We start from the raw sequence: 25,436 nt of genomic DNA, 5'->3' as shown, positions 1-25,436 counted from the left end.
GCCCCACGAAGACGACGAGCCCTTCGATCTTAGAAAAGCTCAGTGATCTTTTGCCCGAACCAGAGCAACCAGAGCAGCCAGAGCCAGCTACACCAGAGGCAGGTGAGACACCATGATTGCAGATCGCTATGAACTCGGCCAGGTGATCGGCACCGGTGGCATGTCGGAAGTCTTTGTTGCTACCGATACTTTGCTCGGCCGCCAGGTGGCAGTGAAGATGCTGCGCGCCGATTTGGCACGCGATGTGAATTTCCGCGAGCGTTTCCGCAGAGAGGCGCAAAATTCCGGTCGCTTGAATCACCCCAATATCGTGGCGGTATATGACACGGGTGAGACGGAAATTGCTGGGCTGAATACGCCTTATATTGTGATGGAGCTGGTGCATGGACGCACGCTTCGCGACATCATCCGTGAAGACGGCCCGCTGACTCCCGCCGAGGCTGCGAGCACGCTTATTCCGGTGTGCCATGCGCTGCAGGTAAGCCACGAGGCCGGCATCATCCACCGGGATATCAAACCGGCCAATGTGATGATCACCAATACCGGTGCCGTGAAGATCATGGATTTCGGTATTGCCAGGGCGCTTGACGACGCTACCAGCGCCATGACCCAGACCTCTGCGGTGATTGGTACGGCGCAATACCTTTCTCCTGAGCAGGCGCGCGGCAAGCTTGCCGATGCCCGCTCGGATGTCTATGCCCTCGGCTGCGTGATGTATGAAACCATCACCGCGCACCCGCCCTTTGAGGGCGAAACCCCCTTTGCCGTGGCCTATCAGCATGTGCAAGAAGATCCGGTGAAGCCGAGCGAATATATCCGCGATCTCACCCCCACGGCCGCGGTGAATGTGGATGCGGTGGTGCTCACGGCCATGGCCAAGCACCCGGCGGATCGTTATCAATCGGCCCAAGAAATGGCCGAGGATCTTGAGCGCCTGGAACGCCATGCGGTAACCAACGCCGCTCGAAGCTACGTGGATCCCGTCGATCCTCCAACCCAGGTTGCCCCTGCGGCAGCGCCCACCAAGGTGCAACAGGAGCCGCCGGCTGCGCCTAAGCATCAGGCACCCACGCCGGTACCGGCGAAGAAGAATAAGAACTCCGCGCTAAAGGTGATCGCAGCGCTGCTTGCCGTGGCAGTGCTTGGCATTGGTGGCGCCTTTGCCTATGACTACCTCAGCGGTGGTTCAAGTGCCTCGAAGAACATGGTGATGGTGCCAGGCTTAGAGGGCATGTCGCAGCAGGAGGCTGTGGAAAAGCTTGAATCCTTGCAGCTTCAGGTGGCTGTGAATGAGGAGCCGAATCCGCAGATTCAGCGTGGCGAGGTGATCAGGAGTAATCCTGGGGCCGGTTCTTCGGTTCCGCCGAATTCCACGGTGACGCTCACGGTATCTTCTGGCAAGGAGATCACCGAGGTGCCCGATCTGCGTGGCAAGACCACCAAGGAAGCCGAGCGCGAGCTAAAAAAGGCCGGCTTGGAGCTTGATTCCACCGTGCGTGAAGATGCCTCCGATGAGGTGAAAAAGGGCGAAGTGATGGAACAAAGCCCTTCGGCTGGCGCGCAGGTTTCTCGCGGATCGAAGGTGGCCATTACCGTCTCTACTGGTAAAGCCACTGAGCGGGTACCAAATATTACCGGTTTGCAGTGGTCGCAGGCAGAAGGCAACCTCACGGCCTTGGGCTTCCGCCCCCGCGTTGAGCGCGTCGATTCACTCGAGCCCGAGGGCACGGTGATTGCGGTGAGCTCTGAGGGCGAGAATCTGCCCGCTGATTCTGAAGTGGTGGTGCAGGTTTCGAATGGCCAGCTCATGGTGATGCCCGATATCAGGATGCAATCGCCGCAGCAGGCCGTGAACACCTTGCGCCAGGCTGGTTGGACCGGTGATGTAACCAAACTTCCAGAACAAGGCACCGTGGCCACGCCGATCATCACTGATCGCGGCAAGATTGCTGGTTCTACCCCAGAGGCCGGAGAGCAGGTGCGCAAGGATGCCACCATCACCATCCGCACCTATGAATTCGATCTCGGCGCCATCACCGGATAATCTCGACATAAACAACAAGGAAGCGAAGTCATGCCCAAGGCAAAAGTAACCAAGTCTAACGAGTACGTTCCTAGCAGCAGCGCCACCAACCGCACCCCGGTCAAGGTGAATTCTGCTGGCACCCCGATCTGGTATAAGACCCTCATGTTTGGCCTGCTCCTTTTGGGTCTTGGCTGGCTGATTGTGTATTACCTGGCCGGCCCCGAGCTCTCCTTCATGGTGGAGTTAGGCAACTGGAACTACGGCATTGGCTTCGGGCTTTTCACCCTTGGCCTTTTAATGACGATGGGTTGGCGCTAACGCCTTTTAGTTCCTTCACCTACGCCGGGCAATGCGAATGCCCGGCGTTTTTTCTATCCACATACAGAGTTATCCACAGGTGTGGATAAAGGTGTGCAAAAATCACACTTTGAACTTCCCCACAGCTCTTTCCACAGACTGTGGATAACTTTTTCCCCTTTATACCCAAGCTGGGCATTGTTCGAAGCTGAAATAACAAAACCCAGCTCAGATCATTCGAACACCAGGGTTTTTCGAAACTCTGTCGGGATCTTACATCGATGTAGTTATCCACATTGTGGATAACTACTGTGGATAAACACCGGGCTGTGAACAAAGACCTTGAGGCGCAAGCAATCAACAGCCCCAGTGGAAAACTTTCCCTTTGCCCAGCTCAAGGGCGAAAAGCGCCGAAGAATGCTTCGCAGCACAAAAAGGGGGAGGTATTTGACACCCTTAGACCATGGAATTGCCCACATAGGCCACAGCGAGAAGCTCTGCACCGAATAACACCCACACCATGTGGCTCAAGCGGAAGCGGGTAAAAAAGAGCAACCCAATCACCGCACCGCTGAAGAATCCTCCGATATGGCCCCAAAGAGAGATATTTGGGGTAATCAGCGTGTAGCCAAAATTCACGGCGATCAGCACCAAGGCGGGGGTTACCTGCGAGCGGGTGCGCATGCAGATCGCCACGAACACCGCCATGAGCCCATAGAGTGCGCCAGAAGCGCCCACGGTGGGTGCAAGCGGCGCCTGGAGCATCACTGCCAGTGATCCACCGACCCCGCAGGCAAGGTAGGTGCCTAGGAAGGCCACTGATCCGAGGGTCTTTTCTACCTCGCGGCCGATCAGGATCAGCATGAGCATATTAAAGCCCAGGTGCGTGGGGTCGATATGCAAAAAGGAGGAGGTGATCGCGCGCAGCCACTCGATGGGCTGGTGCATCAAGGGTGCGTAGAGGATGCCGTCTTGGGCAAAGCTGGAGGCATCAAGCGGCGAGAGCCAGGAGCGTGATTGCACAGCGCTGAAGGCATAGGCAAGGAGGTTGAATCCCAAAATCACGGCGGTGACAGGGGCGGGGCGGGCGAAGCGTTTGATGCTTTGAGTAAGTGATGACATGTTCTTTGCCTACAAAAGAGGCCTTCGTCGAAAAGCTAACGACGAAGGCCTTAAAACGCGGTGTGCGGAATTATTCCTTGATCTCCACAGATTCGATCACGACTGGCTCGACGAGGCGATCCATCCGGTCGGTCTTGGTGCCGGCGATATCTACCACAACCTTCTGCGATGCAGCATCGCTGACCTCACCGAAGATGGTGTGGTGGTTATTCAGGTGCGGGGTGGGGGCAACGGTGATGAAGAACTGGGAGCCGTTGGTGCCGGGGCCTGCATTGGCCATGGCCAGCAGGAAGGGGCGGTCGAATTGCAGCTCGGGGTGGAACTCATCGGCAAACATGTAGCCGGGGCCGCCACGGCCGGTGCCGGTTGGGTCGCCACCTTGGATCATGAAGCCGTCGATCACGCGGTGGAACACGGCGCCATCGTAGAAGGGACCTTCGGATTCGCCCTTGGCGTTTTCCGTTTTGTAGTCGGCGCTACCATCAGCCAGGGTGACAAAGTTTTCCACGGTCTTTGGGGCGTGATTGCCAAAAAGATCGATGGAGATGTCTCCGCGGTTGGTGTGCAGGATTGCGGTTGCAGTCTTTGCAGTCATGGTTTGGCATTATACGCGCGTTTTTTCGGAATTGTTTGCTGCAAACTCAGGCTCAGACACATAGACTAAAACGCAAACATCGAAAAAGGAGCAGCACATGAACCCAACTACCTTGCGTATTGGCTACCGTGGCGTCAAGGCCGCGTGGCATAAGTTCCAAGAATTCAAAAACGATAAGGCCTCCGAGTTCTACGATGGCCTGCTTGAGGCCGGCAACGCCACCCAGGAGCGTTCCGATGAGGCTTCCGAGCAGCTATCGAGCGTGCTGGAGCAGTCTAAGAAGCGCCTGGAAAAGGCCAAGGCTGAATTTGGCAATAGCGCCGAAGAAGTAGAAAAGCGTGGCAAGAAGGCCTTCAAGCGCCTCAGCGATAAGGCCGATAAGCAAACCAAGGCTTCTCGCAAGAAGGCTCAAAAGGCTGCGAAGAAGGCTCAGGCGAAGGTCTCTGGCAAGAAGAAGTCTTCGAAGCTGAAGAAGTTCGGCATCTCTGCCCTGCTCGCAGCCCTGGTTGCTGCCATTGCCTACGCCGTGGCTCGTTTTACCAAGCAAGAGGCAGAAACTGAGCCGCCGCGCGTTGAAGACTTCGGTGCTCAAGCACCCACCGAATCAACCCTGGTGTATTCCTCCGAGGAGCGCATCGATACCGCCGCCGATGCAGCCGCAGCCGCTGATCCGGTAGAAGGCACCCCGGAGCGCGATGAGGAACTGCTGAAGTCCATCGACGAGCAGATTGCCAAGCACCGCCTCAAGGAAGACTAGAAACGAAAAACCAGCCCCAGAAAAAGGGGCTGGTTTTTTTTAGCGCGCAAGCTCGTGGGAGAGCGCCTCTAATTCACCACCACCGGCCATTTGCTGAGTGAGTTCTTCCAGGCTGACCTCTTCGCGGCTGCCATCGAGCACCTGACGGCCCAGGTTTAAGATGCTGAAGTGATCGCCCACCAGATAGGCATGGTGCGGGTTGTGGGTAATCAGCACCACCCCGATGCCTTGATCCCTGGCTGCGGCAACAAATTTGAGCACCATGCCCGATTGCTTCACGCCCAGTGCCGCGGTGGGCTCATCGAGGATGATCACCCTGGCGCCGAAGTACACGGCGCGAGCAATGGCCACCACCTGGCGTTGGCCGCCAGAAAGACTATCTACTTCTACATCTACATCGGGCAGGTCGATGCCCATGTTCAGGAGCTGTTCTTGGGTGATGCGCTTCATTTCTGCCTCGCGCAATTTGCCAAAGCGTGAGGTGCGCTCCTGGCCTAGGAAGAAATTGCGCCACACCGACATCTGCCCCACCACGGCAAGGTCTTGATACACGGTGGCAATGCCATGCTCGAGGGCATCGCGAGGGCCTTGGAGATGCACCTCGTTGCCGTCGACAAGCACCGAGCCAGAGGTGTGTTTGTGCAGACCAGCAAGGATTTTGATCAGGGTGGATTTGCCGGCGCCGTTATCGCCAAGCACGCACACCACTTCACCTGGGTGCACCTTGAGGTTTACTCCGCGAAGGGCATCGAAGCTGCCATAAGACTTGCTCACATTGTCGAGTTCAATGATGGGGTTCATCGACGGCCTTTCGTGAAGCTAGCAAAGGAGGTGTTGGTGAACACGGCAAAGAGCAACATGGCACCGAGGAAGAACTTGAACCAGTCGGGGTTCCAACCGGCGTAGACGATGCCCTGGTTGGTCATGCCGAAGATGATGGCGCCAATTGCGGTTCCGATTGCGGTGCCGCGGCCGCCGGTCAAGGCGCAACCGCCGATCACCGCGGCGATGATGTAGAGGAACTCATTGCCCACGCCCTGGCCAGCCTGGATGGAGTCGAAGGCAAAAAGGTTGTGCATGCCCACAAACCAGGCGGCGAAACCGACGAACATGAACAAGATGATTTTGACTCGCGCCACCGGCACACCAACTGCGCGGGCAGCATCCTGATCGCCACCAACGGCGAAGATCCAGTTGCCGAATTTGGTTTTAAACAACAGGAATGAGGCCAGCGCTACAAAGAAGATCCACCAGAACACCGTGGCGCGGATACTGATGCCGCCAATGTGCACGGTGCCCGCAAAGACGGTGCGAGCAGAGGGGAAGCCCTCCATATCCGCGATGGTTGGCGTGGCTACCTGGCCGGTAACGAGCTTGGTAATGGCCAAGTTCAGGCCTTGGAGCATGAGGAATGCCGCCAGGGTGATTAGGAAGCTGGGAATACCCGTGCGGGTAACAAGGAAGCCATTGAGCGCGCCGATGCTCAGCGAAATCACCAGTGCCATGCCCGCACCAACCCAGGAGTTGAGGTGCAGGTTGTAGTTGAGCATGGAGGCTGCCAGCGCGGCGGTGGTCACGGCCACGCCGGAGGAAAGATCGAACTCATCGCCGATCATGAGCAGACCCACGGCTAAGGCCACGATGCCCAGGGTGGAGCTGGCATACAGCACCGTGGAAAAGGCCTCCATGGAGCGAAACGCAGGGGCGACGGCGATAAAGAGGATGAAGATGGCTACCGCGCCGAGCAGGCTGGCGAGTTCGGGGCGCCTGATCAGTTTTGCCATGCGTGAGCGTTGCACCAGGCGGTCATCTGCAGAGGTATTGCTCATCGCAGGCCCTCCTGTGCCGCTTCGGCAATCTTGTTCACATTAGAGCTATCAACAAAGCTTGGGCCAGTAAATACGGGCTGATCGCCGCCGATCACGCTGCCATTGCGCTTTGCTAGCCAGATGGAATCCACCGCGAGGTAGCCCTGAAGGTAGGGCTGTTGATCAATGGCGAATTGGATGGTGCCATCTTTAATGGCCTGCACGAGCTGGGCATTGGTATCGAAGGTAGCGATCTTGGCATCACTTCCCGCATTGCGCACAGCATCAACGCTGCTAATTGCTACCGGAGCCACCAATCCCATGACCCAGTCGATGCTCTTATCTTGAGCCAACTTGGCCTGCACCGTGGATTGGACGCTGGTGAGGTCTTTGCCATTAACGTACAGAATTTCCATCTGGGCGCCCTTAAGCCCATCTTTCACACCACCGCAGCGCTGCTCCTGCGAGGAGTTGCCCTGTTCGTGGATCACGCACAGGACGTGCTTGGCGCCTTCTTTTTGCAGGCGCTCACCGGCAAGGGTGCCGGCTACTTTTTCGTCCTGGCCAAAGAAGGAAGAAATGTCGTACTTCTTGTACTCATTCATGCCCGCGTTCAAACCGACAGTGGGAATGCCAGCGTCTACTGCCTTTTGCGCAGCAGGGCCGATGGCCTGGGCATTGGGCAGGGTGACGGCAAGGCCATCGACCTTGGCGTCGATCGCCGATTGCACCAGGTTGGCTTGGTTTGGTGCCTCGGGGTCGGAGGAGTAGCGCAGCTCAATATTGTCTTTCTTGGCTGCATCCTCAGCACCTTTGCGCACGAGATCCCAGAAAGTATCGCCCGGCGCGCCGTGGGTGACCATGGCTACGACATAGCGGGGGGTATCAACGCCACCTGCTTGGCCGCCTTCGCCATTGCTGCGCGGTGCACCTCCAGTTGAGGAGCAGGCGCTCAGGCTCAGGGCTGCAATGACACCGGCTGCGAGTGCTTTTTTGAAGATTTTCACTCCAATATCGTTTCCCAGTACATGGGAGCAGGTCAAACTAGAGAAGCCCAGTTGAGCTGCTAGTTTATCGATTCAGTAGCCCTGCGCTGGGAGCTTGCTTGCCCACAGATGAGGGTGGTGGGGCTTGCGCCGGTGTCCGTTTATGTGGGATGGCGGCCCTTGGCGCTAGAAGGTGCATACGATGGAGGTGCACTGTAATTGTTCAAGGAGCTTCTTATGGCCTGGATCGACCACGCAATCTTTTGGCATGTGTATCCCCTCGGCTTTGCCGGAGTAGATATTCGTGGAGACCAAGAAGCCCACCCAGGCAACCCAGGTGAAGCCCACCCGGGCGATCCAGGTGAAGCCCACCCGGGCAACCCAGGTGAAGCCCACCCGGGCAAGAACGGCAAGGCCGAAGGCTTGAAGCAACTAGAACAGTCCTTGGACTACCTGATTCGCCTTGGTTGCAATGGCCTGCTGCTTGGTCCGATCTTTCGTTCCCATACCCACGGCTATGACACGATCGACCACTTTGGCATTGATCCTCGACTAGGCACCGAAGAAGATTTTGATGCATTGGCAGCGGCCTGCAATGAAAAGGGCATCGCTTTGGTGCTTGATGGGGTGTTTAGCCATGTGGGTGAAGGATTTGTGCGCCCAGAACTGATTGGCGAGGGTGTGTTTGAAGGCCATGGGGATCTCAAGCGGCTTAATCACGCTGATCCTGCCTGCCAGGCGTATGTGGCTGAGGTGATGCAGTATTGGTGTGCTCGCGGGGTGCGCGGCTGGCGCCTTGATGCGGCCTATTCCATGGAGAACAGTTTTTGGGCTGAAGTACTGCCAAAGGTTCGCCAGGAACATGCTGATGTGTGGATCTTAGGCGAGGTCATTCATGGTGATTATCCAGCGATTATTGCCGAATCCGGCATGGATTCACTCACGCAGTATGAGTTATGGAAGGCGATTTGGTCTGGCTTAAACGATGCGAACTTCTTTGAGCTTGAGTGGTCGGTGCGCCGCCACATGGAGTTCTTGGAGCACTTCATTCCCAATACCTTTGTGGGCAATCACGATGTCACGCGCATTGCTAGCAAGGTGGGCCAAGATAAAGCAGTGCTTGCAGCGGTGCTGCTATTGACCATGCCGGGTATTCCTTCCATTTACTATGGCGACGAGCTGGGCATGGAAGGCATCAAAGAAGAGCGCATCGGTGGCGATGATGCGGTGCGCCCGGAGTGGAAGCCCGAGTGGGTCGAAGGTGATGAGCCTGCAGTGCTTGGCGTGTGGAAGTCTTTGATTGCGCTGCGCCGCCAGCATTCTTGGCTTGTGAATGCCACGGTGGAAACACTTGAGCTGGAAAATGAGCACTATGTGTATCGGGTGCAGCAGCGTGGCGGGCAGGAACGTTTAGAGGTGGAGCTTTCCCTTTCCCCCTCGCCTAGGGCCATCATCCGCAATGCCAATGCAGAGGTGATTTGGCAGCGCTAAAATTGCGCAAAGGCGCATGTAAATGGGGGTGCGTTACCCCCATTTGGGTGCCCTCTTTGCCTTGCTTTTCTTTGCTAGAAGGAAGCGAAAAAGCAGCGCACAGGGGTATAGCCAAAAATGTAAGCAGCACCACAGCCTATGAGAATGTTGATGGTTGCGTAAACCCTGGGCCAAAGATTTAAGATTCGACACGGATTTTCAACGCAGACCTGCGCCTTTTCCAAAGCCCTCAAGCCTGATCCGCCGGTAGCGGCACTTGAGCGGCAATCCCCCAAACACACAAACTCGGCCACAAAGGACCCGCCATGAGCCAAACCGCTTCCATGAACGAAGCGAGCACACAACCCACCCAAAACCGTGTGCAGACCACCGAAGCGCAACCCCTGATCAAGTCCGCTACCCCCATCGCCTTGGCCTTGGTTGCCGTAGCGGCAGTGGGCTTCTTCTTCTCCCACACCATCGCCGTTGTAGCGCTGCTTGGCGCAGCACTGGTGATTGCTGTGCGCGCTTCTTTTGCCCACCATGTAGCCAATGACTTCGCCGATATGTACCGGGCACGCGCTTTGCACGCCCAAGGCAAGCAGCCCAAGGATCACGCAGAATTCGTGTACCTGCGCAGCTCTGAGATGCTGGCTCGCCCGCAGTTGCTCACCGGCTATGCCCTAGCCCAGGTTCAAGAACTCAACGCTTGGGCCAAAGTGGAATTCGAACACGCCTAGTCGGCCACTCGCATTGCCCGCTCCTGCACGTCAGGGGCGGGTTTTTTATTTCATGTGCGCAGCGCACTGCTCGGTCCAGCCGGAGGTGCCATCTGTGAAGAAGGTGGTGCCTTTCTCATGCAGACCCTTGGTGCCACAGCGTTCAATGACCTTATTTATAGGTGTGGGCGTAGTCTGCCCCGGCGCCTCGGTATAGCCCATGACAGGGCCAGGCGTTGCTTCCTGCTGGGTCATGGTCACGGTCGTGGACGGCCTTTGGCTTGTCGACGTCACCGTCATCGTCACCCGCGACGGTGTTGAAGGTGTGCTGCCATCAAGACCTCCCGAGCACGCAGTAAGCAACAAGCACAGCGCACTCATGCTGCAGGCGAGGCATTTCATGGATGGCCTTTCCATAGAGGGCATGAGAAGATGCTTTGCTCTTAGTATTCGGCATGCACACATAAGATGGAAGGCTCAAGGTGAAAATACGCGGTAGATTGGCCTTAGGTTCACTTGCTTTCTTGGCGTTGGAGTAAAGGGTTATCCGCTATGTCTCAAACCACGCGCGTGCTGCTGTTTCGCTTGCTTTATACGCTGCTTGCCATCGTGGGAATCGTCTTGGTGTTTCTGCAGCATTACGTTTTTGGCATTATCGCGATTGCCGCGTCCACGCTGGTGTATTTGCTGGTGCTCTACCCCACTCGCCGGCAAGAAATTGAGCGAATCCGCCACCAGGAGCAATAAAAAATCCCGGCCACATTGCGTGACCGGGATTTTGGGCTGTGGAGCATAGGAGAATCGAACTCCTGACCTTCTGCTTGCAAAGCAGATGCTCTACCAATTGAGCTAATGCCCCTTTGTTCCTGTGGGCCTAGCAAGAATCGAACTTGCGACCTCATCGTTATCAGCGATGCGCTCTAACCGACTGAGCTATAGGCCCTGGGAACGAGATAGAACTTTACCCATCCCGTTCCAAAGAACGCAAATCAGCAGGTTAATGCAGGTTTTTGGCCCACGTTAGAACGTCGAAAAGCTTAATCTACAGTCTCACGGACATACACCCGCAGGCCTCCGAAGATGTCTACGGATGCGTTGTAGATGATGGCAGCCACGGGTGCAAGCAGGATGTTGAGCACAGCCACCACCGCACCCAGCATGGCTGAGGTGGTAATGACCAGGCCAAAGGTGATGCCCTGCTTGCCACCAACGCCGCCGATCACGGAGTTAGCTTTGTCCCACACACCGGCGGCATCGAGGCCGAAGTAGAGCAGGCAAACACACACGATCCAGGCGGCAAAGCCAACCAAGGAAAGTGCAAGCGCGGTCAAGACTGCCGACTTCGGTGAAACCCGCACGATATTACTGCGCTTGATTGCCATGACTAGGCCTCACCATCTACGTCGAGCGACTGCTGAGCCTGCGGTGCCTTGTCTTTGGGGCCTTCCTTCTCGCCCTTAGCCACGGCCTCGGCTTCCTCTTCGCCTTCGCCTTCAACGTTGCGGTCGATGGCGAGCAGGTCTACGTCATCAGGCAGGTTGACCAGGCGCACGCCCATGGTGGCGCGACTGCTCGGGCGAATCTGGTTGACCTCGGTGCGGATCACGCCGCCAGCAGAGGTGATGGCGAAGATCTCATCGTCTTCATCCACCACGAGTGCGCCAATGAGCTTGCCGCGCTTCGGGGTGTACTTGAAGGTGAGCATGCCCAGGCCACCGCGACCCTTGGTTGGGTACTCCTCAAGTGCGGTGCGCTTGCCGTAGCCGCCAGAGGTGGCCACCAGCAAGAAGGCATCGTCGCGGACCACGGTCATCTCCAGGAGCTGATCGTCGCCGCGGAAACGCATGCCCTTCACGCCGGCGGTAGAGCGGCCCATGGGGCGCAGTTGCTCGTCGTCGGCGCGGAAGCGCAGGGATTGGCCTTCCTCAGACACCAGCAAGAGATCATCGTCGCTGGAGCACAGGGCCGCGCCGATGAGCTTGTCGCCTTCGTTGAGGTTGATGGCAATGAGGCCACCGGAGCGGTTGGACTCGTAGTCGGACAGGCGCGACTTCTTCACGCGGCCTTGCGCAGTGGCGAGCACCAGGTAGGGGGCATCCTCGTAGCTTTGGAGCTGGATTACCTGGGCAATGCGCTCTTCTGGCTGGAATTCCAGCAGGTTGGCAACGTGCTGGCCGCGGGCTGTGCGCGATGCTTCGGGCAGCTCGTAGGCCTTCAGGCGGTACACGCGACCGAAGTTGGTAAAGAAGAGGATCCAGTCGTGCGTGGAGCTGACAAAGAAGTGGCGGACCACATCGTCTTGCTTGAGCTCGGCACCGCGCACGCCCTTGCCGCCGCGACGCTGCGACTTGTAGGCATCGACCTTGGTGCGCTTGGCGTAGCCGGTGGAGGTGATGGTGACCACCACGTTTTCGCGGGCGATCAGGTCTTCTTCGGTTACCTCGCCGGTTGCTGCCACGATCTGGGTGCGGCGCTCATCGCCATACTTTTCGACGATCTCGGCCAGCTCATCACGAACGATGGATCGCTGACGCTCGGGGCGGGCAAGGATGTCCTTGAGGTCTTCGATCTCGCGCTCGATCTCGGCTAGCTCGTCGACGATCTTCTGGCGCTCCAGGGCAGCCAGACGGCGAAGCTGCATGGCCAAAATGGCATCTGCTTGGATCTCGTCGATCTCCAGCAGCTCCATCAAGCCGGTGCGGGCCACGTCCACGGTGGCGGAGGCACGGATTAATGCGATGACTTCATCGAGCATGTCCAGTGCCTTGACCAGGCCGCGCAGAATATGGGCGCGCTTTTCGGCCTCATCCAGGCGGTACTGGGTACGGCGCACAATCACGTCGATCTGGTGGGCCACATAGTGGCGCAGTTGCTGATCTAAACGCAGGGTGCGCGGCACACCATCGACGATGGAGAGCATGTTGGCACCGAAGTTGGTCTGCAACTGGGAGTGCTTATACAGGTTGTTGAGCACCACGCGCGGCACGGCGTCACGCTTGAGCGTGATCACGATGCGCATGCCCACGCGGTCGGAGGATTCGTCCTCGATGCGTGAGATGCCGGCAAGTTTGCCGTCACGGATCTGATCGGCGATATTCGAGATCAGATTGTCCGGGTTTACCTGATAGGGCAGCTCGGTAATGACGATGGTTTGGCGGTTGCCTTCCTCTTCAATGGAGGTAACGCCACGCATGCGGATGGAGCCGCGACCGGTGGTGTAGGCATCTTTAATGCCCTGGGTGCCAACGATCAGGCCAGAGGTAGGAAAGTCCGGGCCTTTGACGTATTCCATGCAGGCCTCGAGTGCCTGGGACTCATCGGCGTCGGGATTATCCAAGAGCCAGTAGATGGCATCGGCCAGCTCATTGAGGTTATGCGGAGGAATATTGGTGGCCATACCAACGGCGATACCGCCGGAGCCATTCATGAGCAGGTTGGGAATGCGCGAAGGCAACACATCCGGCTCTTGATTCTTGCCGTCGTAGTTGGGCGAGAAGTCGACGGTGTTTTCGCGAATATCGCGCACCATTTCCATGGCGAGCGGGGTGAGGCGACACTCGGTATAACGCATAGCAGCAGGGCCGTCATTGCCGCGGGAACCGAAGTTACCTTGGCCGTCGACAAGCGGATAGCGCATGTTCCAGTCCTGGGCGAGGCGCACCAGGGTGTCGTAAATTGCGGAGTCGCCGTGGGGGTGGAATTGACCCATGGTGTCGGAGACGGGGCGCGCAGACTTTACATAGCTGCGATCCGGGCGGTAGCCGGAATTGAACATCGCATACAGGATGCGGCGGTGCACAGGCTTGAGGCCATCGCGAACCTCTGGCAGCGCGCGACCCACGATCACGCTCATGGCGTAATCGATATAGCTGGTCTGCATCTCCTCGCTGAGGTCGATCGGCTTAATGCGATCAAACTCATCAGAGGTGAAGAGATCGTCGCTCATAAATCACCTTTTCTTCTTGGGCAGGATAACAGTGCCAGTTTAGTCGCTTGAGGGCGTTTTGAGGCGTTGAGCGCGCGGAAGCGGTATCGCCGTGGTAGCAGGATGTGGGTTCTGCGGTGAGGTTGACGGGATCTCATCGGCTTCCTCGGGCGGCGCAGGGTGATTATGTACGATGTTGATGTGCTACATGTACATGTGCAAGACGTAAGATGTGTGAAACGACGATGTGCTTCATCCACCTTTTACCTGGACTAACCAAGCGCTTTGTGCAACCTAATCGCGATATATGTGCCACACACCACTTGTATATGTCTTGCACTTAGGTTGTTAATGTGTCTAACATATCCATAGCGGCAAACAAGAACACACCTCCCGCACCAACACAAAGCCCGAAACGGCACCGAAAGAAGAAAGGATCCCTAATGGGACACTCATTGACACTCTCTAAAGCGGCCCTCTACTTGGCCGATCTGCTCACGGATCCGGAAGGCCGCAAGCCCTCCGTCAACATCGGCCGCATGCGCCAACTGCTAGCGGTTCGTGCCCTGCATGATGTTTCTGTGGAGGGCGAAGCCCCCAGGATCGATCAGCGTGAAATTGAGCAGCTTGCTGCAAACACCACCTACATCGCTGACTACGCCGAGTACGGTGTGGAAAACCCGATCTTCCGCGTGAGCTTGCGCGAAAGCCAGGTCAATCCCGTCTACGCCGAGGAGGGCGGCCGCGAACTGCGCACCCACTCCGGCTACGACTACGACAATCTGGCAAACCTCAGCCAGGACATGCTCTACGGCACCTTCGAGGGTGTTTGGCCGATCAGTGACGAGAACGCCGACTTCGCCGTGGACTCCGAGGCCTACCTGCTGCCTTCCACCGTGGGCCTGGTCAAGGCCAGCAATGTTCGCCGCATCACCGACTGGGAGCCAGTGGCGGATTCCACCCGCAAGTACTTCCACACTGAGGAGCTCACCCCCGATGACCCACTCTTCGTTGAGTCAAAGAAGGCTTTCTTTTGGGTGGACGTCCCGCCTGGCCGGATCTGTGGCTTCGATTTCGACCCGAACGTCGAAAAGCAAATTGACCAGTTCGAGCTGAGTGGCGCGCAGGCCTCCGACGCCGACTCGATCGACGAGCTGATCGCGCTGAAGATGAAGCAGCTCAAGATCCTCGATGAGCTTGCCGAACTCAAGCGCCTCAAGCTCGGCCTTACCTAGCGCGAACCGCTCCCCCAGTCACAGTGCTGCGGGGAGCTTTTGGCATTTTCCGCTGAGCCACTTTGCTACTCCACTTAAGCCACCCGGCTTCAAGCGCGCGAAATAACCGTTTGGCAGGTAAATTTTGCGCTTAGGGGATCTAATTACAACGACCCCGGGCACTAGGCGCGGGGTCGTGGGGTAAGGTGCGCCGACCTACATCGACGCTCACTGGAAAAAGGGTAACAGATATCGATGGAATCCAAAAGCAGGTTGGAAACAATGCTCGGGGCTGCTCGATTCGAGACTTACTATTTGGCGGCTGGTGAAGATTTGGAAAAAGCGGTGGACCTGTATCGATGGAATACCCGGATGGCTGGAGCCCTGCATTCCCATTTGTCCTATTTCGAGGTACTCATGCGCAATGCCATGAATCTGGCACTTCAAGATTGGAATGAAACGATAACCGGGAGCAGGAATTGGTGCCTCGAACACCAATCAGCGGATCTTCTGTACTCAATGTTGAAGCGTCCAATGATGCAAGCTCGACGGCATGCTACGAAGGAATCACGACGAAGGCATCGTCTTCACCCCCGCAAGAATCAACCACTGACCCATGATGATGTTGTAGCGCAACTCACTTTAGGAAATTGGTCAAATTTGCTTGGGGAGGCACTTCCGGATCTCCGCCCAAAAGCCAAAGTTCTTTGGGCGGACTGCCTACACAACGCGTTTCCGAATATCGATCACGACGATCAATCACGCGTGGATTTAGGGAAAAGGGTTGAACGACTCACCCGACTACGCAACCGGGTTTCGCACCAAGAAAATCTTTTAGGCACCAACTTCCGTGGCCGCCTGAATGACACGCTTTCAGTGCTCAAAGCTATTGATAATAGTTATCCGCAATGGGCTCTTGTTGAAAGCCAAGTCCGCCAGATCGCTCGAGAAGATCCCCGAAAGCAATAAGGGAAATACCTAGGCTCCGGGCCACACCCGTGCGACTCCAGCGAGTCCTTTCACCGCGTTGCGCTGCACCATCTTCTACTGCGCCATTTTCCGCTGAGCCACTTTGCCACTCCACTTAAGCCACCCGGCTTCATGAGCACGCCCTCCCGTGCTACCAATGACCCATGGCCATGACGCTCAGACTCAGCGAAGACGAAGACCGCGCCCTCACCCTGCTCGCCCAAACCCAAGGCACGAGCAAACAAGAAGCCGCCAAGCGCGCGATTCTTGCACAAGCATCCAGGCAGCTTTTCGACGCCCACGTGGCCGAACTCGCCCGCACCCACATCCCGGAAGTGCGCGCAATGCGCACACGCCTTCGCAGTGTGCAAAAGCCATGAGCCCAACAGAATCCGTGATGCGCGGACTCACGCCTGAGCAGGTACTCATCATCGCTGACCAGCTAGATCAGCCGGTGCGCAACTACGCCGGCATCGTGGCACTTGCTGCTGCAAGCGCTGCGCAGATTCAAGGTATTCCCGTGCATACCGATAGCCGCCGCGCCGCTGCTGCACTGCGCGAATTGGCCCTTGCCACTGCTCCCCTGCGCGCAGAAAATGACGTCTTCGCCGAGGTCCTTGCCCGAGTGTTCCTCGATATTCAAGAGATCTAAACCACAGCAAACACCTACTGGAAAATTTTCCAGTACGTTTCAAGTACTTGCATATCCCCAGGTCAAACTAGAAAACTACTGGAAACACGGTGTTTCCAGTAGTTTCCAGTACGTTGCAAGCAGCTACTACTTTGAGGCCTTCTCTTTACGCCCCACAAATTCATCCATGGAACTGGATGTGCCGATGAGCTTGGCAATGGCGTCGTAGGCACGCACGGGCAGCAGGCGCCCAACATAGGCAACGCGCGCGGTCCAGGGCAGCACGAGCTGGTGGCGTCCAGCCTCGATCGCGTCAATCACATGCACGGCTACTTCTTCTTGTTCGAGCACGGGCAGCAGCCAGGGCGCTTTGGATTTCGCGCCCTCAAACATGCCGGTGTTGATGTAGAAGGGGCATACCACCAGCGAATTGACGCGGTGGCCGCGCTCTTTCATCTCCACACGCAGGGATTCTGCAAAGCCCACGGCGGCGAATTTCGAGGGCGAATAATCTGTCTGCTTGGCCACGCCCGTCAGCCCTGCCGCGGAGGCGATGGTCACGATGGTGCCGGAGTTTTGGCGGATCATGCCGGGCAGGAAGGCCCTGGTGGTCAAATACAGGGAGCGCACATTGACCGCGAAGGTGCGATCGACATTTTCTTGGGGGTTTTCTAAAAAGTCCTCGCCGCTGACGATGCCTGCGTTATTGATCAAAATATCGATGTCGCCGACATGCTCTGCGGCAGCTTCCACGGCCTGCTGATCGGTAACGTCTACGACCTGGTAACTTGCAGCAACGCCGAGGGACTCAATTTCATCTACTACTGCGCGAGCGCCTTCTTCTGAAAGATCCCAGATCTCTACTTTCGCTGCGTTCCTTTGGGCGCATTCGAGTGCCATGAGCCTTCCGATGCCGGAGGCGCCGCCGGTAATCAGCACCCTCTGGCCGCGCAGGGGCAGCTTATAGGGGTTGGGAATGAACTGGGCTGCGCGGTGGAGCAAGGTGGTGGCTGCGTTATGCATGGTGTTCCCTTCGATCGCTTTTGTGTTGCTTAACAATATGCTTTGCTCAGAATACTTTATGCAAGCACCCCACCCCCACCCTTATTGTGAGGCTGGTGTGAAAGCTGATAACATTTGTGACTGTTGTGATTACGGCGAGGCCGGTGAGTGCTCGCTGTGGAGGAAGAATGACAACGCCTCTCGCGGCCTTCGAACCCAAACGAAGGCCGCTTCACCTTTCTCCACCAAAAACCACTACGCTTGTGCCATGTCTGATTTCACCGATCTTTTGAATAAGCGCGAGGCAGTTGCCGAAGATCTAGCGCGCTTTATCAATGAAGCCGTCGCACGCCAGTCCGGCATCACCGGCGTCGCACTCAAAGGCGCTGTGGCCGCAGCCAAGAAGGCAAAGCCCGGCATCGTAGAAAAAGGTGCCCACGCCCTTTTGCCAGAGCTTGTCGACGCCCTCGACCCCCACTGGTTGCAGTACAAGGCGAACCTCGGCGAATCCTTTGGTCAGTACCTAAGCCAAAACCAGCGAGAAGTATGCAACTCGCTGCTTGAGGTAGCAGACCGCAATGCCAAGAACATTGACGTCCCCGGCCTAGATAAGGCCTATAAGTCTTTGCGCGGCAAGGCAGAAAAGATCTTAGGCCCAGAACTCCAAGGCTTAGGCGATCTGCTCGAAAGCCACGTCGAAGAACAATAACGCAGCACAAAGGCCCGGAATATTCCGGGCCTTTGTTTCGTCGAAAAGCTTAAATGTCCAAGAAACGGACGTCGCGCGCATTGCGGGTAATAAAGCTGCGACGAGCCACCACATCATCGCCCATAAGGATGCTAAAGAGCTCATCGGCTGCGGCAGCATCATCAAGATTTACGCGACGAAGGGTACGCACGCTCGGATCCATGGTGGTTTCCCACAGCTCCTTGGCGTTCATCTCGCCCAGACCCTTGTAGCGCTGGATGCCATCGTCCTTGTTGATCTTGCGGCCGGCAGCCAAGCCCTCGGCGAGCTGCTCATCGCGCTCGCGATCAGAATAAGCAAAACCGGGCTCGCCCTTCGCCCACTTGAGCTTGTACAAAGGCGGCTGCGCCAAGAAGACGTGGCCGTGCTCAATCAGTTCCGGCATGAAGCGGAAGAGCAGGGTCAACAGCAGCGTTGCAATGTGCTGACCATCGACGTCGGCGTCGGCCATGAGCACGATCTTGTGATAGCGCAGCTTGGAAATATCGAACTCATCGTGAATACCGGTGCCAAGGGCGGTGATAATCGCCTGCACCTCGTTATTCTTGAGCACCTTATCCAAGCGTGCCTTTTCCACATTGAGGATCTTGCCTCGCAGCGGCAAAATCGCCTGGTAGAGCGAGTCACGGCCGGACTTCGCCGAACCACCTGCGGAGTCACCCTCCACGATATAGAGCTCGGATTTCACCGGATCCTTGGAACGGCAATCGGCCAACTTACCTGGCAAACCACCAAGATCATTCGCAGACTTACGACGCACCAGATCGCGTGCCTTACGCGCAGCCACACGAGCATGGGCAGAAGACACAGCCTTAGAAATGATCGTCTTCGCCTCGGCAGGGTTGGCATCGAGCCAATCCGACACATGCTCATTGACCATGCGCTGCACAAAGCCCTTGACCTCGGTATTACCCAGCTTGGTCTTGGTCTGACCCTCGAATTGCGGGTCGGCCACGCGCACAGAAATCACCGCTGCCAAACCTTCACGGCAGTCATCGCCGGTGAGGTTCGGTTCTTTATCTTTTAGCAGCTTGTGATCGCGGGCGTAGCGATTCATCAACGACGTCAGCGCGGCGCGGAAGCCCTCTTCGTGGGTGCCGCCCTCGAAAGTGTTGATGGTGTTGGCAAAGGTGTGCACGCTCTGGGAATAACCAGAGTTCCACTGCATGGCCACCTCAACCTCATGCTCCTCACCCTTGCCCTCAAAAGAAATGATGGAGGGGTGGATCGCAGTCTTGGTCTTATTCAGGTGCGCGACATAATCTTCAAGCCCATTGGGATAGTAGAAGGTCTTTTTCTTTTCCTTCTTCTTCTCCGGCTTGGGGGCATCGAGGTTCTTATCGCCGTCCTCGTCGAGCTTGTCTAGAGAAACATTCTCGGCGGTATCACCGGACTCTGCCAGCGCTTCAAGCTCGAGTTCTTCCTCGGTGGCGCGCTTATCGGTCAAGGTGATGGTCAGGCCCTTATTCAAAAAGGCCATCTCTTGGAGGCGACGCGAGATCGTCTCGAAGCTATAGGTGGTGGTCTCGAAAATCTCGGGATCAGCCCAGAAACGCACCGTGGTACCCGTGCCGCGGGCATTGCCGCCCTCGACCAGGGGATCTGGCACCGCATTATTGAAGTTTTGCAGCCAGTGCTTGCCATCGCGCTTAATATCGGCCTCGACGCGCGTGGACAGGGCGTTCACCACAGAGATACCAACGCCGTGCAGACCACCGGAAACGGCATAAGACTCAGAGTCGAACTTGCCGCCGGCGTGCAGTTGGGTCATAACCACCTGCACCGTCGGCGCACCGGTTGGGTGCATTTCGACGGGAATACCACGGCCATTATCAACGACCTCAATACCACCATCTGCCAGGATGGTGACGTCTACGCGGTCGGCATAGCCCGCCATGGCCTCGTCTACCGAGTTATCCACGACCTCCCACACAAGGTGGTGCAATCCGCGCTCGCCAGTGGAGCCGATGTACATGCCCGGACGCTTACGAACCGCCTCGAGGCCTTCGAGGATGGTAATAGATGAGGCGCCGTATTCATGCTGAGCGTTAGCCACGAAAGATTGCACTCCTTGTTTTGCAGGTAAATAACCTGTTCTAGCTTACACGTTGAAGATGGTACGTCCCTGTATTAAGCCACAGTGACAACCCTATCCGTAGGTGTCTCTTGGGCCACGGCCTTTCACATGCAAAGGCCCATGGCGCCAACTGGGCGTTTTTGGCCCGAAAATGCGCAGCTCGGTGATGATATCGGGGCCAACTTCGGCATTGATTTTCTGCAGAATCTGCCGCTGCATCAAGCGAAGATTCGAAGCCCAGGCCGTGGAATCACAACTTAAGAAAAGCTTTTTATCCTTCACCATCTCGACTTTGGTGTGCTTAGCTACCTGCTCGCCAACGAGTTCTTCCCAATGGCCGAACACCAAAGCGCTGGCCATTTCCTTTTGCCAGCCTCGGCGACGAATCTCACGCTGGATCACCTGGCCGATGCCTTTGACATTGGAAGCCTTGGGCAGCGCTCTGCCATCTTTGCCAGTGGGCCTGCCAATAGGCGGCCGGGGCTGAGCCTTGGCATCTGAGCTTGCAGGACTTTCAAAGGAGTCCATGGAGCGGGCCTTGGCATTCAGGCGTGGAACATAGCCTCCACGGCGCTTCGCCTGGGCACGCATCTGCTCAAAGGCTGCAGCAATGGGATCATCTGCAGCACTCGAAGATTGCTCACTCATCAAGCACCGATACCCTTGCTTCTCCTTGATCCTGCATATTCACATAATGGCGATGCACCTCGTGGGCATCTAAGCCCTCAGGCAGATCATCGCCCACAGCAGCACTAATGATCACCTGCTCGGCTTCTTGGGTGACTTCCACCAAGCGCTGACGGCGCTTGGCATCGAGCTCAGCAAAAACATCGTCAAGCATCAAAATGGGTTCTGTGCCGCCGGCTCGCAGAAGCTCAAATTCCGCCAAACGCAGCGCAAGAGCCATCGACCAGGTTTCGCCGTGGCTGGCAAAGCCCTTGGCCGGATAATTGCCCAAGAGCACATCCAGATCATCACGATGCGGGCCTACCAAGGACATGCCACGTTCAATTTCGCGCTGGCGTTTTGCACCAAGTTCCGCCAAGATCAGTGCCTCAAGCACCTCCGTGGAATATTCGATGGAATCAATCTGACTGATATCCACCGAGGGGCGATACTCCACCGAGGCTGGCCGCGACTCCGGGGCAATGCGCGCATAGCCATCGTGGACCAAAGGCTTTAAGGATGCGATGAGTTCGATGCGCGCCAACATGAGCTGAGCGCCCAGCATGGCTAATTGCGCATCCCAAGTATCCAAGGTCAATAGCGCAGCATTATCGCCACCATAGCCGCGGCGCAAGGCGGCCCCTGCGGATTTCAGCAGGGAGTTCCGCTGCCTGAGAACGTGCTGATAATCAGCCTTGACCCCTGCAAGGCGAGGCCTTTTCGCAGCAATCACATGATCCATGTAGCGGCGGCGTTCTTCGGGTTCACCGCGAACTAATGCCAAATCTTCAGGAGAAAACAGCACGCTTTGCACCACGCCGAGCAATTCGCGTGGGCTTTTGAGCCGCGTCCGGTTGATCTGTGCCAAGTTCGCACCCTGGCGCTTGAGCAGCAGATGCGCCGTGAGCTCGCGGCCATGGTTGACTGCGGTGGCAGAAATCCTGGCCTGTTGCATGCCCTGCCGAATCAGTGGGGCATCGTGTGATACGCGGTGCGATCCCAGGTGCGCGATGGTGCCAATGGCTTCGAGAATATTGGTTTTTCCAAAGCCATTGCGCCCCACAAATAATTGCACCCCTGGCGCTAGGTCAAGCTCACAGTGCTCCCAGGAACGGAAGTCATGTAATTCCAAATGCCGTAGGTACACCGATGCTCACTTCTAGCCCGGCAGGCGCACAGGCATGAGCAAGTAGGTGTAATCCGTTTCCGGGGTGGGGAATACACCCTGCTCATCGCGGCTTGGCATCTGCTCTGGTTCAGGCACCAAAATGGCTGGACGCGAAGGCTCATTAAAGCCAAACACCACGTTTTCCGTGCCAAGGGAGTTCAGGCCGGTCTGCAAATAGCGGGCGTTGAAGGCGATGATGAAATTATCCTCGCCCGAGTATTCGCACTCCACCATTTCCTCGGCGTGGCCTGCATCCGAGGCGCCGGCAGACAAGATGAGCTGGCCTTCGCTGAATTGCAAACGAAGCTGCGCACCGCGATCAACCAGGGTGACGCGCTTGATGGCAGAGACAAGCTGATTGATATTCACTTTGGCCACCGAGGTGTGGGTCTTAGGTAGCAGCGGTGCCACGTTGGGGAAGTCTGCGTCCAACATGCGCATGGTGGTTTGGCGATTCCCGTAGTGCAAACCGAACAGCCCTTCGGCGCCGATCTGCTCGCCGGTGCCCACGGCGATTTCTACCTGCTCATCGCCGGAAACGCTCAAGGTGTGGGCGTGATCGCTTAGGTTCTTCGCCGGGATCAAGAGCTTGGCTTTGGCCTGCTCTACCTGCGGCAGCCAGCGCAGGCGGCGCTGGGCGAGGCGGAAGCGGTCGGTGGCAGTCAAGGTGACATTTTCGCCGTCGATTTCCATGTGGATGCCGGTGAGCATGGGCAAGGTGTCATCGGAACCAGCGGCGGAGGAAACCTGGGAGATGGCTCGCTCAAATAGCGCTGGGCTGAATTCGCCGGTGACCTCAGGCAACTTCGGCATCGGAGGATAATCATCAAGCGGGATCAAGGGCAGCTCAAAGCGCGAGGTACCGCAGGTAACTTCCAGGGAATTCCCGGCAACCTTCATCTCGATGGGCTTGCCAGGAAGGCTGGAGATGATCTCTGCCAGCAGGCGACCTGCCACCGCCACGGTACCGGTCTGCTCGATATCAGCGCTCGCGCGCACCTTGGTGGACACTTCGTAGTCGTAGCCAGCTAATTCGAGCCCCTCATCGGTGGCGCTAATGAGCATGGCTCGCAGCATTGGTTGCGTGGGCTTCGTGGGCAAATTACGAGCTACCCAGCCAACGGCGCTGGCGAGTTCATCTTTGCCAACCCGGAATGACACCGCTTGTGCATCCATGCTTCTACCCCACAGCTCCTCGGATCTTGATCAGATTTTTGTTATTCGCGGCAGCGCTGACTGCCACAAGAATTACAAGACCTAACGTACCTGCGTTTCACACGCAGCCAAACTTTTGTGATTTAGCAACACCTCACGCTCACCGCCTCACAATCCCCAGCCCCTGTTTCTACTAAGAGAATTACTAGAAATTTCGTTGGTAGTAACAGTAAGTCCTGTGCAAGGTGTGGAAAACACATGTTTTCTCAAGCTCAAGGCGCAAATTTCACCTGTGGGCACCACTGTGGAGATTTTGTGGATAACTCAAGGTGGTTGTGGATAACTTTTTGGCTCAAGCAATCTTCCACAATCTTTCCCCAGTACACAGCGCTGTTGTGCACATGATCTGGGTAGTTATCAACAGCGTAGTTTTGTGGAATTCTGTGCGCACAATCACTAACTACAAGCATGTAATTACACAGGTGTGGATAACTCTGTGGAAACTGTAGAAAACGCAGTTATCCAGCCAAAAGAGCAAGAAAAAACCCCGCCGAAGCGGGGTGTGGTGAAAATGTTGAGCTAGGAGGCGCTAGGCGTGTCCATTGCCCTTGATGCGCGCGGTAAGTTTTTGGATCTCATCATAAGTATCACGCTTTTGGGTGATTTCCTTGCGGATCTTATCCACCGCGTACAACACCGTGGTGTGGTCCTTACCGCCAAACTGCTCACCAATTTTCGGCAGCGATAAATCAGTTAATTCACGGCATAGATACATAGCCAATTGGCGCGTATGCGCCACCGCGCGAGTTTTGCGCGAGCCACGAATATCGCGTTCTGGCACATTGAACATCTTTGAAGTTTCTTCAATGATGCGATCCGCCGTGACCTCCACAGATTCCTGCTCGGGCATGATGCTTCGGAGCGCATGCTCGACCGTATCCATGGTGATGGGCTCATTATTAATCGAGGAATAGGCATTGATACGAACAAATGCGCCCTCCAGCTCGCGGATGGAGGTATTAAAGCGGCTGGCAATCAGCTCAAGCACATCCCTGCGCATGGTCACACCACTGGCCGCTGCCTTCTTTTCCAAAATGGCAATACGGGTTTCCAGATCAGGCGGATACACATCCACAATCAACCCGGCCTGGAATCGCGTGCGAAGACGATCCTCCAAGGTAGTGAGTTGTTTCGGCGGGCGATCTGAGGAAAGCACAATTTGCTTCGACGCCTGCTCAAGGGCATTAAAGGTATGGAAGAACTCCTCCTGAGTTCCCTCCTTGCCCTGGAGGAACTGAATATCGTCCAGCATCAAAATATCCACCGAGCGATACCGGCGCTTGAAGGATTCCTGGCGATCATCGCGCACAGAATTGATGTAATCGTTGGTGAATTCTTCGCTGGAGACGTACTTGATTTTTAAGTTCTGATTGAGCAACTGCGCATAGTTGCCAATGGCGTGCATCAAGTGCGTCTTACCAAGGCCAGAACCACCCCAAATAAACAGCGGATTGTAGCTTTGCGCTGGCTGTTCAGCCACGGCATTGGCAGCAGAAAACGCAAGACGGTTGGAATCCGACACCACGTAGTTTTCGAAGGTGTAGTTGGGGTTGAGAAGCGCTAGATCATTGGGATCATGCGCAGGAGTCTCGCGCGGACGCAGCTTTTCCGGCTCTTCTACATGAGAGGTAAACCAGCCAGGCTCCGGGGCTTTAGGTTCGGGTTGCGCCGGTGGTTGTTCCACTGCAACAGGCTCAGGGGTGATAGCGGGTGCGCTGATCTGCGTTGGCGTGGCCGGAGGTTCCGAGGCCGCTTGAGTATCGACCGTGACGGCGATGCCGAAGGGGCGACCCATCTTCGCGCTTAACACCCGGTTGATATAGGGGGCGAGATCCTGCTCAACGGTCTTTTTTGCTGCCTCATGAGGGGTGGAAAGCACAGCGATGCCCTCGACGAGTGCCACGGGCTTAATCAGGTTGAGGTTGGCGAGCTGTCGGTGGGATAGCTGCGGAATCTCACTTGCGGGGTCGGCAGAGGCTTGGGTGAGCTCAGCGACCACTTCGAGCCAGGTTGCGCCCAGTGCTTTGGAGCCTTCCGTCAC

The 25,436-nt window shown here is 56.6% G+C and carries 25 protein-coding genes and 2 tRNA genes; 11 read left to right on the top strand and 16 right to left on the bottom strand.

Translation table 11 applies throughout. The features are described 5' to 3' along the window. Positions 1 to 112 precede the first annotated feature (112 nt). Both pknB and crgA read left to right on the top strand, forming a co-directional pair. Positions 113 to 2,044, top strand: coding sequence for a Stk1 family PASTA domain-containing Ser/Thr kinase (gene pknB, locus CPPEL_RS00135; protein WP_123958984.1), 1,932 nt, complete (start codon positions 113 to 115; stop codon positions 2,042 to 2,044). A gap of 30 nt (positions 2,045 to 2,074) precedes the next feature. Next, complete coding sequence (crgA, locus tag CPPEL_RS00130; protein ID WP_123958982.1) at positions 2,075 to 2,344, top strand: cell division protein CrgA; 270 nt, start codon at positions 2,075 to 2,077, stop codon at positions 2,342 to 2,344. 435 nt (positions 2,345 to 2,779) lie between these two features. Here the strand turns inward: crgA and CPPEL_RS00125 are convergent, their stop codons facing one another. Both CPPEL_RS00125 and CPPEL_RS00120 read right to left on the bottom strand, forming a co-directional pair. After that, positions 2,780 to 3,445, bottom strand: coding sequence for a rhomboid family intramembrane serine protease (locus CPPEL_RS00125; protein ID WP_123958980.1), 666 nt, complete (start codon positions 3,443 to 3,445; stop codon positions 2,780 to 2,782). Positions 3,446 to 3,515: 70 nt separating this feature from the next. Continuing rightward, a complete protein-coding gene (locus tag CPPEL_RS00120; RefSeq protein ID WP_123958978.1) occupies positions 3,516 to 4,040 on the bottom strand; it encodes a peptidylprolyl isomerase in 525 nt (174 codons plus the stop codon). Positions 4,041 to 4,137: 97 nt separating this feature from the next. Between CPPEL_RS00120 and CPPEL_RS00115 the strand changes: the two genes are divergently transcribed. Further along, entirely contained in the window at positions 4,138 to 4,797 is a 660-nt protein-coding gene (locus CPPEL_RS00115; RefSeq protein WP_123958976.1) for a hypothetical protein, read from the top strand. Between the two features lie 39 nt (positions 4,798 to 4,836). On the opposite strand, the gene CPPEL_RS00110 is transcribed toward CPPEL_RS00115, so the two are convergent. Genes CPPEL_RS00110 through CPPEL_RS00100 form a run of 3 tightly spaced genes read right to left on the bottom strand, consistent with a single transcriptional unit; the run spans position 4,837 to position 7,612 of the window. Beyond that, on the bottom strand, positions 4,837 to 5,598 hold the full coding sequence (locus tag CPPEL_RS00110) for an ATP-binding cassette domain-containing protein (RefSeq protein WP_123958975.1): 762 nt from the start codon (positions 5,596 to 5,598) through the stop codon (positions 4,837 to 4,839). Then, on the bottom strand, positions 5,595 to 6,626 hold the full coding sequence (locus CPPEL_RS00105) for an ABC transporter permease (RefSeq protein ID WP_123958973.1): 1,032 nt from the start codon (positions 6,624 to 6,626) through the stop codon (positions 5,595 to 5,597). The genes CPPEL_RS00110 and CPPEL_RS00105 overlap by 4 nt, the downstream gene beginning before the upstream one ends. After that, the gene (locus CPPEL_RS00100; protein ID WP_425453800.1) at positions 6,623 to 7,612 is read right to left on the bottom strand and encodes a substrate-binding domain-containing protein; all 990 of its coding nucleotides are present in this window, start codon (positions 7,610 to 7,612) and stop codon (positions 6,623 to 6,625) included. The genes CPPEL_RS00105 and CPPEL_RS00100 overlap by 4 nt, the downstream gene beginning before the upstream one ends. A gap of 216 nt (positions 7,613 to 7,828) precedes the next feature. Between CPPEL_RS00100 and CPPEL_RS00095 the strand changes: the two genes are divergently transcribed. Then, on the top strand, positions 7,829 to 9,082 hold the full coding sequence (locus tag CPPEL_RS00095; protein WP_123958971.1) for an alpha-amylase family glycosyl hydrolase: 1,254 nt from the start codon (positions 7,829 to 7,831) through the stop codon (positions 9,080 to 9,082). A gap of 305 nt (positions 9,083 to 9,387) precedes the next feature. Continuing rightward, complete coding sequence (locus CPPEL_RS00090) at positions 9,388 to 9,801, top strand: hypothetical protein (RefSeq protein ID WP_123958969.1); 414 nt, start codon at positions 9,388 to 9,390, stop codon at positions 9,799 to 9,801. Between the two features lie 45 nt (positions 9,802 to 9,846). Here CPPEL_RS00090 and CPPEL_RS11195 read toward each other — a convergent pair whose 3' ends face one another. After that, a complete protein-coding gene (locus CPPEL_RS11195; protein ID WP_206608933.1) occupies positions 9,847 to 10,182 on the bottom strand; it encodes a hypothetical protein in 336 nt (111 codons plus the stop codon). A 150-nt stretch (positions 10,183 to 10,332) separates the two neighbouring features. On the opposite strand from CPPEL_RS11195, the gene CPPEL_RS00080 reads away from it, so the two are divergent. Beyond that, positions 10,333 to 10,527: a hypothetical protein gene (locus CPPEL_RS00080; protein ID WP_123958965.1), complete on the top strand. Its 195-nt coding sequence runs from the start codon at positions 10,333 to 10,335 to the stop codon at positions 10,525 to 10,527. A 39-nt stretch (positions 10,528 to 10,566) separates the two neighbouring features. Here the strand turns inward: CPPEL_RS00080 and CPPEL_RS00075 are convergent. The 4 genes from CPPEL_RS00075 to gyrA form a co-directional block, all read right to left on the bottom strand. Continuing rightward, a tRNA-Ala gene (locus CPPEL_RS00075) sits at positions 10,567 to 10,639 on the bottom strand. Positions 10,640 to 10,649: 10 nt separating this feature from the next. After that, positions 10,650 to 10,723, bottom strand: a tRNA-Ile gene (locus CPPEL_RS00070). A gap of 94 nt (positions 10,724 to 10,817) precedes the next feature. Further along, positions 10,818 to 11,162, bottom strand: coding sequence for a DUF3566 domain-containing protein (locus CPPEL_RS00065; protein ID WP_123958963.1), 345 nt, complete (start codon positions 11,160 to 11,162; stop codon positions 10,818 to 10,820). 2 nt (positions 11,163 to 11,164) lie between these two features. After that, on the bottom strand, positions 11,165 to 13,726 hold the full coding sequence (gene gyrA / locus CPPEL_RS00060; protein ID WP_123958961.1) for a DNA gyrase subunit A: 2,562 nt from the start codon (positions 13,724 to 13,726) through the stop codon (positions 11,165 to 11,167). 422 nt (positions 13,727 to 14,148) lie between these two features. On the opposite strand from gyrA, the gene CPPEL_RS00055 reads away from it, so the two are divergent. The 4 genes from CPPEL_RS00055 (at position 14,149) to CPPEL_RS00040 (ending at position 16,540) form a co-directional block, all read left to right on the top strand. After that, a complete protein-coding gene (locus CPPEL_RS00055; protein WP_123958959.1) occupies positions 14,149 to 14,940 on the top strand; it encodes a hypothetical protein in 792 nt (263 codons plus the stop codon). A gap of 234 nt (positions 14,941 to 15,174) precedes the next feature. Continuing rightward, positions 15,175 to 15,888, top strand: coding sequence for an Abi family protein (locus CPPEL_RS00050; protein WP_123958957.1), 714 nt, complete (start codon positions 15,175 to 15,177; stop codon positions 15,886 to 15,888). A 164-nt stretch (positions 15,889 to 16,052) separates the two neighbouring features. Beyond that, entirely contained in the window at positions 16,053 to 16,268 is a 216-nt protein-coding gene (locus CPPEL_RS00045) for a CopG family transcriptional regulator (RefSeq protein ID WP_123958955.1), read from the top strand. Beyond that, a complete protein-coding gene (locus tag CPPEL_RS00040) occupies positions 16,265 to 16,540 on the top strand; it encodes a hypothetical protein (protein WP_123958953.1) in 276 nt (91 codons plus the stop codon). The genes CPPEL_RS00045 and CPPEL_RS00040 overlap by 4 nt, the downstream gene beginning before the upstream one ends. A 126-nt stretch (positions 16,541 to 16,666) precedes the next feature. Here the strand turns inward: CPPEL_RS00040 and CPPEL_RS00035 are convergent, their stop codons facing one another. After that, positions 16,667 to 17,542: an SDR family oxidoreductase gene (locus tag CPPEL_RS00035; protein ID WP_123958951.1), complete on the bottom strand. Its 876-nt coding sequence runs from the start codon at positions 17,540 to 17,542 to the stop codon at positions 16,667 to 16,669. Positions 17,543 to 17,789: 247 nt separating this feature from the next. Between CPPEL_RS00035 and CPPEL_RS00030 the strand changes: the two genes are divergently transcribed. Then, the gene (locus tag CPPEL_RS00030) at positions 17,790 to 18,230 is read left to right on the top strand and encodes a DUF6918 family protein (protein WP_123958949.1); all 441 of its coding nucleotides are present in this window, start codon (positions 17,790 to 17,792) and stop codon (positions 18,228 to 18,230) included. Positions 18,231 to 18,279: 49 nt separating this feature from the next. Here CPPEL_RS00030 and gyrB read toward each other — a convergent pair whose 3' ends face one another. The 5 genes from gyrB to dnaA all read right to left on the bottom strand — a co-directional run bounded on the left by gyrB (position 18,280) and on the right by dnaA (position 25,436). Then, entirely contained in the window at positions 18,280 to 20,325 is a 2,046-nt protein-coding gene (gene gyrB, locus CPPEL_RS00025) for a DNA topoisomerase (ATP-hydrolyzing) subunit B (protein ID WP_123958947.1), read from the bottom strand. 93 nt (positions 20,326 to 20,418) lie between these two features. Then, positions 20,419 to 20,994, bottom strand: a complete 576-nt coding sequence (locus CPPEL_RS00020) for a DciA family protein (protein WP_123958945.1) — start codon at positions 20,992 to 20,994, stop codon at positions 20,419 to 20,421. Further along, on the bottom strand, positions 20,987 to 22,159 hold the full coding sequence (recF, locus tag CPPEL_RS00015) for a DNA replication/repair protein RecF (RefSeq protein WP_123958942.1): 1,173 nt from the start codon (positions 22,157 to 22,159) through the stop codon (positions 20,987 to 20,989). The genes CPPEL_RS00020 and recF overlap by 8 nt, the downstream gene beginning before the upstream one ends. A gap of 12 nt (positions 22,160 to 22,171) precedes the next feature. Further along, on the bottom strand, positions 22,172 to 23,356 hold the full coding sequence (gene dnaN, locus CPPEL_RS00010) for a DNA polymerase III subunit beta (RefSeq protein WP_123958940.1): 1,185 nt from the start codon (positions 23,354 to 23,356) through the stop codon (positions 22,172 to 22,174). 568 nt (positions 23,357 to 23,924) lie between these two features. Then, entirely contained in the window at positions 23,925 to 25,436 is a 1,512-nt protein-coding gene (gene dnaA, locus CPPEL_RS00005; protein WP_123958938.1) for a chromosomal replication initiator protein DnaA, read from the bottom strand.

It is taken from the genome of Corynebacterium pseudopelargi, assembly GCF_003814005.1.
GTDB lineage: Bacteria > Actinomycetota > Actinomycetes > Mycobacteriales > Mycobacteriaceae > Corynebacterium > Corynebacterium pseudopelargi.
This window is presented reverse-complemented; position numbering and strand designations above follow the sequence as displayed.